This window comes from Nocardioides sp. REDSEA-S30_B4, from assembly GCF_001627265.1.
Taxonomy (GTDB): Bacteria; Actinomycetota; Actinomycetes; order Propionibacteriales; family Nocardioidaceae; genus Nocardioides.
In genome coordinates this window covers 1-11,823 of sequence record NZ_LUPI01000042.1, presented here as the reverse complement: position 1 = coordinate 11,823, position 11,823 = coordinate 1, and the positions used below count along the sequence as shown (strand labels likewise).

Here is an 11,823-nt window from a genome sequence, read left to right as displayed (position 1 = left end):
TTCAACGGGCGTAGCGGACCGCGGCACGGGCCCGGGCCTTCTCCGCCTCGACCTCGCGGTTCTTCGGTGCCGCGGACGTGGTCAGGGCGTCGAGCAGGTGCTGGGTGGCGTGCGCGACCTCGGCGACGGCGCGGTCGAAGGCCTCCTGGTTGGCCTGCGAGGGCTTGGTGGAGCCGCTGACCTTGCGGACGTACTGCAGCGCGGCCGCGCCGACCTCGTCGGACGTCGCCGGGGGCTCGAAGTTGTGGAGCTGGCGGATGTTGCGGCACATGCGTCGAGCGTACGTCGCCGCGCGCACCCCCGCGCCTGCTCCAGCAAGCAGTCGACAAGCGGGCGGGGGCTTGCTAGCACGGTGGCTAGCGGCGTCGTCGCGGGACGATCTACCAAGCAGGCCAGGAGTTTCGCTCGGGGAATCGCTGTCCGGTTGTGACCTGATGCACCCGCTTGCTGCTTGCAAGTGCTAGCACGAGCAAGCACTATGGAGGCATGGCCAAGGGAAAGGTGTCGACGGCAGTCGGCTCGCTGGGTGACTACCTCAAGGAGCAGCGCACGCAGGCGCAGCTCTCCTTGCGGCAGCTCGCCGAGCAGACCGGCGTCTCGAACCCCTACCTGAGCCAGATCGAACGCGGACTGCGGCGCCCGTCAGCGGAGGTGCTCCAGCAGATCGCGAAGGCGCTGCGGATCTCGGCCGAGCAGCTCTACATCCGCGCCGGGATCGTCAGCCCCGACGACGGCGTCGGTGGCTCGGTGGAGCTCGCGGTCCTCGCCGACACGGCGCTGACCGAGCGCCAGAAGCAGTCCCTGCTCGATGTCTACCAGTCCTTCCTCGCCATGAACGCCGGTCAGGCGACCGCCGAGCCGGGCGACGAGGAGTAACGACCCCCACACCCGCGGCCGTGGCACCCGCCACGACCCACCCGACGGGCCGCGAGGCCCACCGAAGGAGTAGTTCCGACATGGCCAAGGCCACTCTCCCCACCATCAAGATCGAGGACCTCAAGTCCGAGGCCACCAAGTCCCTGTACGCCGGTGCCGGTGTCGTGGACCTGGCCGTCGAGACCGTCCGCGAGTACGTCTCCGACGTGCAGAAGAAGCTGGTCGACCTGCAGAAGGACGCCACCTCCAAGCTCGAGGGCGTGCAGAAGTCGGTCAAGGACTTCGACTTCGAGCCCAAGACCATCCGCACCCAGGTCGAGACCGTGGTCAACGCCCGCGTGGAGGCGCTGAGCGACGAGGCCAAGGCCCGCCGCACCGCCATCGAGAAGCGCGTCGCCGAGCTCCAGGGCGACGCCAAGGCCCTGCCGGTCACCGTGCGCAAGCAGCTCGACGAGACCACCGCGACCGCCACGGCCACCTACGCCGACCTGGCCAAGCGCGGCGAGGTCCTCGTGGGCCGCATCCGCAAGCAGGAGTCGACCCAGGCCACCAAGACCGCGGCGAAGACCACCACCGCGAAGGCCAAGACGACCAAGACCCAGGGCACCAAGACCGCGAAGACCGCGGCCAAGAAGACCACCACCGGTGCCAAGAAGTCGGCGACCACCGCCAAGAAGTCGGCCTCCTCCGCGGCCACCACCGCGAAGAAGTCCCCGGCCAAGAAGTCGGCGACCGCCACCAAGACCGCCGCCAAGAAGACCGTCACCACCGCGGCCACCGCCACCACCGAGGCGGCCAAGAAGGTCGGCGACTGACCGATCGCGCCTGACCCCTCCGGGTCACGCACACTCCCCGAGCCCCGGCACGCCTCCCTGCGTGGCGGGGCTCGGCCCGTCTGCGGGCGACCCGACCGCGCCGAGGAAGGTCGGACTGATGTCAGTCGAACCTTCAGACCTCGACGTACGACGCCTCCTCGGCCGTCACGAGCAGCACCCGCTTGTCGGGCAGCCGCAGCAGCCGCACGTGGTCGACGTCGCTGCCGTGCTCGACCTCGACCAGCTCCTCGCTGATCGTCCCGTCGTCGAGCCGGAGGATCGAGAGCCAGCCGGTGCGCGCGCCGTACCCGCGGGTGATCACGCTCAGACCGGTGCGCTGCCCCGGGATCCAGGTGAACGCCCGCGGGTCGGTGGCCGCGACGTGCCGGGTGTTCGCCCGGTGGTCGAGCACGTCGAGCCGCCGCGGCGCCGCGAGGTCGGCCAGGTCGAACAGGCTGGTCTGCGCGCCCCACCGGCGACCGCCCACCGGGCCCTCGCCCAGGCCGAGCAGCCGGTGCGGGCCCAGCGGGTGCAGGTACGCCGAGTAGCCGGGCACCTTCAGCTCCCCGACGACCCGCGGCGCGGTCTGGTCGAACAGGTCCACGGTGTAGAGCGGGTCGACCCGCCGGAACGTGACCACCAGCGCCAGGTCGCCGAACCACCGCACCGCCTCGATGTCCTCGCGCGGCCCGATCCGGTCCACCCGGCCGATCTCCTCCAGCCGGGTGCCGTCGCGGCGCATGGTGACGATGGAGGAGAAGTCGCCGGTCTCCGAGGACGGCCCGACGGCCACCCGCAGGACGCCGTCGTGCTCGTCCATGGACCAGCGGTCGCGGATGGTGCCGTCGACCTCGCCGGTCGCGACGTACGTCGCCGCCGTGCCGTCGAGCTCGAGCTCGTGGATCTCGCTGGTGCCGCTCCAGCCGCCGATCGGTCCGCCGGGGAAGGCGCGGTCCACCAGCCAGCAGCACCCCGTGGGCGCTCCGCCGGTCGCGAGGTAGAGCCGGTCGAGCGAGGCGTAGACCAGGTCCGTGCCGATGGCGACGCCGACCGCGTCGGCCTCGGCGAGACCGGCGAGGGGAGCGGTGGCGTCCAGGCCCACGACGGCCACGGTCCCGGGCGTCGTGCCGTCCGCCTCGCCAGGGCTGCCGGGCAGGGCGACGTCGTCGCAGTCCACGAGCCGCTCGGTCGTCGCGCTGCCGTCCTCGGCGTACGTCGTCACTTGCGGCAGCCAGTCGTCGACCTCGGTGCCACGCACCGCCTCCAGGTTGCGCTCGAGCGCGCGGTCCTGGCTGCCCGCCCGTCGCCCGGGGCGCGCGAAGTCGAGGTCGGGCAGACCGGTGCGGGTCACCCACCGCACGGTGGTGCCGTGCTGGCGAGCCGAGAGCAGCTCGCCGTCGATGGTGAGGGTGTCGGTCAGCGTCGGCTCGTCGAGGTCGCCCACATCGACCCGCAGGATCCGGGTGCCGGGGGAGCCGTCGGCCTCCTGGTCGCCCCCGACGACGACCACGGTGTCGCCGACCAGCAGCAGCTCGGGGTCGACGACGTCCGGGAGGTCGATCCGCGCGGACTCCTCGACGCTCTCGCCGGTGACGTCGGCGAGGACCAGGTCGGCGGTGCGGCCGGTGCGCTCGATCCTGGCCAGGAGTCGGCCGTCGGACTTGGCCACGTCGGGCTCGTCGACGCCGGCCTCCTGCACGTTGGTGCCGGTCTCGGACTGGGTCGCGTTGGTCATCCCGCGTGCGTTGCCGGGCGCCGGTGCCTGCTTCGCGGCGAAGCCCTGCAGCTCGACCACGCCGTCCCGGGCGAAGGTCCGCCAGGCGCCACCCTGGTCCAGCAGCCCTCCCGGCCAGCCCCCTGACCAACCCCAGGGCGTCACGAGCTCCTCGGCGCCGTCGACGTACCACTCGAGCAGCTGCTCGCAGGACGCCGCAGGGGTCAGGGCGTCGCCCTGCCAGGCGACGGGCTGGGGTCTCGACGCCCGCTCCTCGCTGGCGCTCGTCGCTGCTCGACCACCGGCAGGGGTCCGCTCCTCGCTGGCGCTCGTCGCCGCTCGACCGCCGGTGTCGCTGTCGAGGGAGAGGCCGACGAGCACTCCGGCGCCGACGAGCGCGGTGGATAAAATAGTTATTTTTGGGGCCACCGGGTTCACCGGCACGCTCACCGCCGTCTACCTCGGCACCCACCTGCCCGAGGGCGGGACGTGGGCCGTCGCCGGGCGCAGCGCCGCCAAGCTGCAGAACGTGGTCGACGAGGTCGAGGCCGCCGGCGGCACGGCGCCCGAGATCGTGCTGGCCGACGTGTCCGACGCCGCCTCGATGCGGGCGATGGCCGAGGGCACGCGCGTGCTCATCTCGACCGTCGGTCGGTACGTCCAGCACGGCGACCCGGCCGTCAGGGCGGCCGCGGAGGCCGGCATCGCCTACGTCGACCTGACCGGCGAGCCCGAGTTCGTCGACACGATGTACGTGCGCCACCACGCCGCCGCCGAGCGCTCCGGCGCCCGGATCGTCCACGCCTGCGGCTTCGACTCGATCCCGCACGACCTCGGGGCCTACTTCACCGTCCAGCAGCTGCACGCCGCCGGCCCGGTGACCCTGCGCGGCGTGGTCCGCGCGGCCGGCACCTTCTCCGGGGGCACCTTCCACTCCGCGCTGGGGGCCTTCGAGCGCAGCCGCCAGATGAGCCAGGCCTTCAAGGAGCGCCGCCGGGTCGAGCCCCGCCCCGAGGGCCGCAAGAGCCGCGCCGTCGCCGGCAAGCCGGGCAAGGACCCGGTGCTGGGCTACTACCTCCTGCCGATGCCGACCATCGACCCGCAGGTCGTGGCCCGCAGCGGTGCGGCGCTGGACGCCTACGGGAGCGACTTCCGCTACTCCCACTTCGCCGGCACCAAGACGCTGCGCTACGCCGCCGGCGGCGCCCTCGGCGTGGGGCTGATCGGCGTCGCGGCCACAATCCCGCCGGCGCGCAACCTGCTGAAGTCCAAGGTCAAGCAGGGCGAGGGCCCCTCGGCGTCGCGTCGCGAGAAGTCCTGGTTCACCGTCGACTTCGTCGGTGAGGGCGACGGCCGCACCGTCCACACCCGCGTCTCCGGTGGCGACCCCGGCTACACCGAGACCGCGAAGATGCTCGCCGAGTCCGCGCTGTGCCTGGCCTTCGACGACAACCCGGCCGTCGCCGGGCAGGTCACCACCGCCCAGGCGATGGGCGACAACCTGCTGGCTCGCCTGCAGGCCGCGGGCATGAGCTTCGAGGTCGTCGACTGACCCTGAGGGCGCAGGCCGTCGACCCGGCGGAGGCTGCGCGGCGGGCGGCCGCCTGGCCGCGGGTGCGCTGGATGGGCTCCAAGCACCGTCTGCTGCCGCACCTCGCGCAGGCGTTCGCCGACCTCGCCCCGGCGGGCGGTCACGCCCTCGACGCGTTCAGCGGCTCGGGGGTCGTGTCCTACCTCCTCAAGCACCAGGGCTTCGGTGTACGCGCCAACGACTACCTCGGCTTCCCGGGTGTCGTCGCGAGCGCCGGGGTCGTCAACGACGACGTGCGGCTCACCGAGGAGGACGTCGCGCGGATCTGCTCCCCGGCGCTCGACGACCGCGACTTCTGCCGCCGCACGTTCGACGGGGTCTTCTTCACCCCCGAGGACCTCGCCTTCCTCGACAGCGCCTGGAGCCACGTCGCGACGATGAGCGGCCACGCCCGCTCGGTGGCGATCGCCGCGCTCTGCCTGGCCGCGGCCCGCCGCCAGCCGCGCGGGGTGTTCACGATCAGCGGCGACCTCAGCAGGTACGACGACGGGCGGCGCGACCTGCGCCTGAGCCTGCGCGAGCACTTCGTCGAGCGCGTCGCCGACTACCACCGGGCCCTCGTCGGGGGCGCCGCCTGCTCGGTCTCCACCGGCGAGGTGGGCGAGGTCGAGCGGGACGGTTGGGACCTGGTCTACCTCGACCCGCCCTACGCCCCGGTCAGCGACGACAACGACTACACCAAGCGCTTCCACTTCCTCGAGGGGCTCTCGCGCTACTGGGAGGGTGACCAGATCATGTGGGACACGAGGACCCGCAAGTTGCCCAAGAGGGTCACGAAGTTCTCCTCCCGCCGCACCATCGAGGCCGCCTTCGGCGAGCTCTTCGAGCAGTTCAGTGACGCCCCGTTGGTGCTGTCCTACTCCTCGCACGCCCTGCCGGACCGCGCCACCCTCGAGGGGCTGCTGCGCGAGGTCAAGGGCGAGGTGGAGGTGCGCGCCGTCCCGCACACCTACTCCTACGGCACCCACCGCACCGCCGTGCGGCGCCGAGTCGACGAGCTGCTGCTGATCGCCCCCTGAGCACCGCCGCCATCGGCGATACTCCGAGCATGACGTCGGGGGAGGACGTGCGGCGGCGCCGTGCGTGGACAGTGGTGGCCGTCGTGGCGTGGGCGGGCTTCGCGCTCACGCTGAGCCTCTCGGCGCTCGGGTGGTACGCCGACAGCCCGCCCGAGCCCGGGGTCTACGGCGACACCGGCGACGGGGCGTACGGCGTGCTGCAGCGGGTCACCGACACGCTGAGCTACTTCACGATCTGGTCCAACGTGGTCGTGGCGCTCGCGGCGACGGTGCTCGCCCGTGGCGCGCGGGGTGCCACCTGGCAGCGGGTGCTGCTGCTCGACGCACTGCTGATGATCGTGGTGACCGCGATCGTCTACCAGCTGCTGCTCGCGCCGAGCATCGACGTGCAGGGCTGGTCGATCCTCACCGACCCCACCCAGCACGTCGTGGTGCCGGTGCTGGCGGTGGCGGCCTGGGTGTGGGCGGGGCCTCGCGGCTGGGTGTCGGGTCGGCTGGTGCCGCTGGCGCTGCTGGTGCCGGTGCTGTGGGTCGGGTGGATGCTGGTACGGGGCGCGGTCATCGGCTCCTACCCCTACGGCTTCGTCGCGGTGGGCGAGCGGGGGGGCTACCCGGCGGTGCTGGCCACCATCGCGATGATCCTCGCCTTCGGGCTGGTGGTCGCTGCGGTCTTGTGGGCAGTGGACACTGCCCTGTCCCGGCGTACCCGCTCGCGGGCCTGACCCGGCACGGCCGGCGCTCACGACGGCTTCAGGTCCACACCACTGTGACGAGCACGACGTCCCCGGGCGGGGATTGCTGAGCGCCGGTCAAGGAATGGGTTAAAACCTCCGCCGACCTGCGGAGGTAACACGCATGAAACATTTCCGGGCGAGGTTCTCAGCATGGCTAGGGGCGTAGCGGCCGCCCTCCGCCAGCACCTCGCCGACGACGGCTGGGTGGGAACCGACGACGGGGGGAACGCGTACCAGGTCCGCCGGGACGAGGTCACCATGCACGTGGTGACCGTCGAGCAGGCGCGCACGGCGCGCGGCCGGTCGAGGAGCATCGACCGCGCCGTGAGGACGTTGCTGAGCGGCATGCGCGACCCGGAGGAGCTGCACGCACTCGCCCTCCCCGCACGGGACCTGCCCACGGTGCTGACGGTGCCCGGTCGCGTGTGGATGATGCTGGGCGTGCGCGTGTACGCCATCGAACCCGACGGGTCGGTGCACCAGCAGGTGATCGCCTGACGCGGTGGTGCCCGAGGTCTGTGGCGTCGCGGGGTCTGACAGGATGACCGCCGCGGCCCCAGTAGCTCAGCGGATAGAGCAGCCGCCTCCTAAGCGAAAGGTCGCAGGTTCGACTCCTGCCTGGGGCACTTGGTGTGGGGTTGAGAGCAGCCGCGCTCCGTGGTCTGCGGAGCGAAAGGTCGCAGGTTCGACTCCTGCCTGGGGCACCCGTCGCCCGATGCCCTACCCCCGACTTGGCCGGGACAGCCCTCCCGCCGCACAATCGAGGAGCTTGGCGGACCCGGCTAGGTTCGCCGCACGCGGCGGCCGAGTGCAGCCGCCGGGCGCAGCGCAGCGCCACCGACGTACGCCGGAGCCACCGGCGCATCCCCCGGGCCGCACGTCGCGGCCGACCGCCAGGAGAACGACCCCGTGAGCACGCCCACCCCCACCCCGTCGGTCGAGGTGGCGACCCCGGAGCCGCGGGTGACCCGGCGGGGCAAGCGGCGCGCCAAGCGCCGGCGCACGCACACCGTGGCCAAGGTGCTGGTCTCCACCCTCGTGGTGCTGGGCCTGGTGACGGGCCTGTCGGTGACCTACCTCTACCGCCACCTCAACGGCAACCTCACCGTCATGGACATCGACGACCAGCTGGTCGGCGACCGACCGGACAAGGTCGAGGTCACCGGCCCGCAGGAGCCGCTCAACGTTCTGGTGATGGGCTCGGACACGCGCGAGGGCGCCAACAACATCGACGGGCTCACCGGCGGCGGCGAGCGCTCGGACACGACGCTGCTGCTGCACTTCTCCGCGGACCGGGAACGCGCCTACGGCGTGAGCATCCCGCGCGACTCGATGGTCGACCGGCCCGAGTGCCGCACCGAGGACGGCACGACGACCCCGGCGGCGTCGTACCAGATGTGGAACGTCGCCTACCAACTCGCCGGACCGGCCTGCACGATCCAGCAGTTCGAGGCGCTCACCGGCATCCGGCTCGACCACTTCGTCGTCGTGGACTTCACCGGTTTCCAGGACATGGTCGACGCGGTCGGCGGTGTCGAGGTGTGCATCCCCGAGGACATCGACGACCGCGCCCACGGGATGTACCTCGAGGCCGGCACCCGCAAGCTCGAGGGCATCCAGGCGCTCAACTACGTCCGCCAGCGCTATGCCCTGTCCGGCGGCTCCGACATCGGCCGGATGAAGCGGCAGCAGGCGTTCATCGCCTCGATGGTCAACACCGTCGTCTCCTCCAACACCCTGGCCCGCCCCGACCGGCTGCTGGGCTTCCTGGAGGCCGCGACCGAGTCTCTGACCCTCGACGAGGACCTCGGCAACCTGTGGGAGCTGGCCAAGCTGGGCTACGAGTTCCGCGGGATCGGCCTGGACAACGTCCAGTTCATCACCATCCCCAACAAGGTCGACCCGAACGACCCCAACCGGCTGGTGTGGAAGCGTCAGGCGAACGTCGTGTGGAACCGCCTCAAGAACGACGAGCCCCTCACCAAGCGCCTGCAGACTGACGTGATCAGCGCGGCGAAGATCCCGGGCACGTCCTCCGACGAGCCCTCGGAGTCGCCGGACGACGGCGAGACCGCCTCGCAGGGCGGCGGGTCCACCGGCTCCAAGGGCAGCGGCGGCAACGCCCCCACCGCCTCGGACGAGGCGCTGGCCGCGGCCGGGCTGTGCACGTGAGCGACCAGGGTGCCCAGGACGCCGGTCCTCAGCGGCGTACGCCGGAGGAGCAGGCCGCCTGGGAGCGGCGCCGCCGTCGGGCCGAGGTCTTCGGGGAGAGCCTGCCCGAGACGACCTCCGACGAGCGCGAGCCCGACCCCCGCGACCGGCGTGACGGCGACACCTGGCTCAAGGAGCAGGTGCCGCCGCACCACGGCAGCTGAGGTCGGGCTCGACCGGAAGTGCTGGTGCCTCAGCCCTGGCGGGCGGTGAGGGCGTCGCGGATCTCGCGCAGCAGGACGGTGTCCTCGGGGGTGCCCGGCGCGGGGCTGGGGAAGTACTTCTCCTTGGCCTTGGTGTAGGGCAGCACGACGAGGAAGTAGACGACCGCCGCGAGGATCACGAACGCGATGACGGCGTTCATGAAGGCACCGAAGGAGTTCTCCTCGTTGGTGAAGTAGTCACTGGCACCGTCGGGCATCTTCGAGGTCAGCCAGTTGGTGAAGGTCGTGACGACCGTGCCGAAGGCGGTGCCGATGATGACCGCGACGGCCAAGTCGACGAGGTTCCCGCGGAGCAGGAAGTTCTTGAAGCCACCCATGATGGAGTCCTCCTAGTCGTGGCGGCCCGAGCGGCCGCGTCCTCCCGCGACGCTAGCGGGACCAGACGTAGGTCAGGAAGGTCGCCGCTCCGGCTGTTGCCAGGTTGTGGACGTCTGTTTCCTCGACGGCCAGCACGACGAGCCGGCCCCCGGGCTGGCCGAGGGGACCGGCGCCCCCGCCGGCGTCGGAGGCCGCCCCCGGCAGCGCGAGGACGGGTACGCCGGCAGCGACCGTGTCCGAGCTGCCCGCCTGCGGGTCGGTCGCCACGACGTCGATCCTGTCCCCGACGGCCAGCAGGTCGACCGCCCCGGCGTCGGGCAGTCGCACGGGGACGGCGACGCGGCCGGTCCCCACGAGCCCGTCGGAGGCGAGGTCCTGACCGACGACCCGGACCGCGGTGACCGGCTCGCCCCGGGCGACCGGCCCGGCGAGGACCGATCCCACCGGGTCGGTGAGCACGTCGTCGGGCACCGTGACGGGCGGGAGGGTCGCGGTGGTCAGGTCGGACTCCTCGAGGACCGTCCCGGCCGGCAGGGCGCGGGCCGCCACGACCACGTCGACCCCCGGTGGGACGGGCGCGGCCACGGCACGCACGCCCGCGACGACCGCGAGCCCGGCGCACAGCGCCGCGAGCAGCCGACGCCGGCCGAGCACCGCGCGGCGCAGTCGTTGCCGGGCGGCACCGAGCCGGCGGCGTACGGGGGAGGCGGTGGGTGAGGCGGTGGCGGGGGAGTGCGGTCCGGGCGGCATCCGGCGACGCTAGGCCGGATCGGCCACCCGGGCCCGGGCCACTCCACAGGCGCCTCGCACAGGACCGCCGACCGTCCACAGGACGGCCGGGAGGCGGGTCAGGAGCGGGGTCAGGAGGCGGCGGCGGGAGCGCTGCTGGTGCTGCTCGAGCTGCTGGTGGAGGACCCCGAGGTGCTCGTGCTGCCGGAGGAGCCCGAGGTGCTGGAGCTGCTGCCCGAGCTGCTGCCGGAGTCGCTGGAGGAGTCGCTGGAGGAGGTGCCGGACGAGCCGGAGGTGGACGACGAGGAGCCCGAGCCGGAGCCCGAGCGGCTGTCGGTGCGGTAGAACCCGGAGCCCTTGAAGACGACGCCGACGGCGTTGTAGACCTTGCGCAGCCGGCCCTCGCACTGCGGGCACTCGGTCAGCGAGGCGTCCGAGAAGCTCTGGACCTGCTCGAAGGCGTGGTCGCACTCGGTGCAGGCGTACTGGTAGGTCGGCATCGGGTCTCCTCTCGCACGGGCCGGGGCACGGGGCGCGTCGTTGGCACTCTTCCCAGGCGAGTGCCAATGTTACGTCACGGCAGAATGGCCCGCACCATGAGCGACCACACGCGACCGGCCGACCCCACGGCCGGCTCCACGGACGGACCCACGACCGGTCCGGCCGCGTGGTGGCGCGCCTTCCGGCGGATGCCCGACTCGGTGCGGGTCTCGACCTACGTCGTGGCGGGCCTGGTGCTCTCGCTGGTGGTGGCCGGGCTGTTCGCGCTCGCGCTGGCCCGGCGGCCGCTGCCGCAGACCGGCGGCGAGCTCGAGGTGCCGGGCCTGGCCGGGACGGTGACGGTGCTGCGCGACGGTGCCGGTGTCCCCCAGGTCTACGCCGACAGCGTCACCGACCTCGCGATCGCCCAGGGCTACGTCACCGCCCAGGAGCGGTTCTTCCAGATGGACGTGCGCCGCCGCAGCGCGTCGGGCACGCTCGCCGAGCTCGTGGGTGCCGGCGCGCTGCCCGGGGACCGGGTCGCGCGCACGCTCGGCTTCCGGGGCGTCGCCCAGCAGGAGGTGGCGCTGCTCAGCCCCGACACCCGTGCGTTCCTGGAGGCCTACGCCGACGGGGTCAACGCCTACCTCGCCGAGCAGGAGCCCTCCGAGCTGGCCGTGGAGTACACCCTGCTCGACCTCGACGGTGCCGACTCGGCCCCGGAGGACTGGACGGCCGTGGACTCGCTGACCTGGCTGAAGGCCTACGGCTGGGACCTCGGCGGTGGCCCGGCCGACGAGGTCGAGCGCGTGCTGGTCGCCGACGCCGTGGGCTCCCAGCGGGCCGAGCAGCTGTGGCCGGCGTACTCCCACCAGACGGTGACGCCGGTCGTCACCGGCGGCGCGGTCGTCGACGGACGGTTCGAGCCCGGCGCCACCGAGGGCGGCACCCGCAACCCTCAGCGGGTGAGCTTCGGCCCGCGCCGGGTGCGTGCGGTCGAGGCGGCCGGGCGGGCGCTCGACGACCAGGTCGGTCGTGTCGAGGCCGGCGGCGGCCATGCCCCAGGCCACCTCGGCGTTGTGCCCCTGCACGACGCCCGGCACCCCGGGCAG

General features: G+C 72.6%; 13 protein-coding genes, 1 tRNA gene and 1 pseudogene. 10 read left to right on the top strand and 5 right to left on the bottom strand.

The window, feature by feature from the left end:
- Position 1: 1 nt before the first annotated feature.
- Positions 2–271, bottom strand: coding sequence for a DUF2277 domain-containing protein (locus tag A6R01_RS09825; RefSeq protein ID WP_292605342.1), 270 nt, complete (start codon positions 269–271; stop codon positions 2–4).
- 215 nt (positions 272–486) lie between these two features.
- Between A6R01_RS09825 and A6R01_RS09820 the strand changes: the two genes are divergently transcribed.
- Together A6R01_RS09820 and A6R01_RS09815 are read left to right on the top strand one after the other, a co-directional pair.
- Positions 487–876: a helix-turn-helix transcriptional regulator gene (locus tag A6R01_RS09820; RefSeq protein WP_292605340.1), complete on the top strand. Its 390-nt coding sequence runs from the start codon at positions 487–489 to the stop codon at positions 874–876.
- 80 nt (positions 877–956) lie between these two features.
- Positions 957–1,691: a hypothetical protein gene (locus tag A6R01_RS09815; protein WP_292605338.1), complete on the top strand. Its 735-nt coding sequence runs from the start codon at positions 957–959 to the stop codon at positions 1,689–1,691.
- 133 nt (positions 1,692–1,824) lie between these two features.
- Here A6R01_RS09815 and A6R01_RS09810 read toward each other — a convergent pair whose 3' ends face one another.
- The gene (locus A6R01_RS09810; protein WP_292605336.1) at positions 1,825–3,855 is read right to left on the bottom strand and encodes a beta-propeller domain-containing protein; all 2,031 of its coding nucleotides are present in this window, start codon (positions 3,853–3,855) and stop codon (positions 1,825–1,827) included.
- On the opposite strand from A6R01_RS09810, the gene A6R01_RS09805 reads away from it, so the two are divergent.
- The 7 genes from A6R01_RS09805 (at position 3,806) to A6R01_RS09775 (ending at position 9,124) form a co-directional block, all read left to right on the top strand.
- A complete protein-coding gene (locus A6R01_RS09805) occupies positions 3,806–4,957 on the top strand; it encodes a saccharopine dehydrogenase NADP-binding domain-containing protein (RefSeq protein ID WP_292605334.1) in 1,152 nt (383 codons plus the stop codon). The genes A6R01_RS09810 and A6R01_RS09805 overlap by 50 nt on opposite strands.
- A gap of 71 nt (positions 4,958–5,028) precedes the next feature.
- Positions 5,029–6,015: a hypothetical protein gene (locus A6R01_RS09800; RefSeq protein WP_292605332.1), complete on the top strand. Its 987-nt coding sequence runs from the start codon at positions 5,029–5,031 to the stop codon at positions 6,013–6,015.
- 29 nt (positions 6,016–6,044) lie between these two features.
- Positions 6,045–6,737 carry a Pr6Pr family membrane protein gene (locus tag A6R01_RS09795; protein ID WP_292605330.1) on the top strand — a complete coding sequence of 231 codons (693 nt, stop codon included), beginning with the start codon at positions 6,045–6,047 and terminating at the stop codon, positions 6,735–6,737.
- Positions 6,738–6,899: 162 nt separating this feature from the next.
- Positions 6,900–7,247, top strand: coding sequence for a hypothetical protein (locus A6R01_RS09790; protein ID WP_292605328.1), 348 nt, complete (start codon positions 6,900–6,902; stop codon positions 7,245–7,247).
- A gap of 55 nt (positions 7,248–7,302) precedes the next feature.
- Positions 7,303–7,375 (top strand) — tRNA-Arg (locus A6R01_RS09785).
- A 283-nt stretch (positions 7,376–7,658) separates the two neighbouring features.
- Positions 7,659–8,921, top strand: coding sequence for an LCP family protein (locus tag A6R01_RS09780; protein WP_292605326.1), 1,263 nt, complete (start codon positions 7,659–7,661; stop codon positions 8,919–8,921).
- Positions 8,918–9,124, top strand: coding sequence for a hypothetical protein (locus A6R01_RS09775; RefSeq protein WP_292605324.1), 207 nt, complete (start codon positions 8,918–8,920; stop codon positions 9,122–9,124). Before A6R01_RS09780 ends, A6R01_RS09775 begins: the two co-directional genes overlap by 4 nt.
- Positions 9,125–9,153: 29 nt before the next feature.
- Here the strand turns inward: A6R01_RS09775 and A6R01_RS09770 are convergent, their stop codons facing one another.
- The 3 genes from A6R01_RS09770 to A6R01_RS09760 form a co-directional block, all read right to left on the bottom strand.
- Entirely contained in the window at positions 9,154–9,501 is a 348-nt protein-coding gene (locus tag A6R01_RS09770) for an MscL family protein (protein ID WP_292605322.1), read from the bottom strand.
- Between the two features lie 52 nt (positions 9,502–9,553).
- Positions 9,554–10,252, bottom strand: a complete 699-nt coding sequence (locus A6R01_RS09765) for an RcpC/CpaB family pilus assembly protein (RefSeq protein WP_292605320.1) — start codon at positions 10,250–10,252, stop codon at positions 9,554–9,556.
- Positions 10,253–10,362: 110 nt separating this feature from the next.
- Positions 10,363–10,731: an FmdB family zinc ribbon protein gene (locus A6R01_RS09760; RefSeq protein ID WP_292605318.1), complete on the bottom strand. Its 369-nt coding sequence runs from the start codon at positions 10,729–10,731 to the stop codon at positions 10,363–10,365.
- 66 nt (positions 10,732–10,797) lie between these two features.
- Here A6R01_RS09760 and A6R01_RS09755 point away from each other — a divergent pair.
- A pseudogene (locus tag A6R01_RS09755) lies at positions 10,798–11,565 on the top strand (penicillin acylase family protein); the annotation flags it as partial.
- Positions 11,566–11,823: the final 258 nt, after the last annotated feature.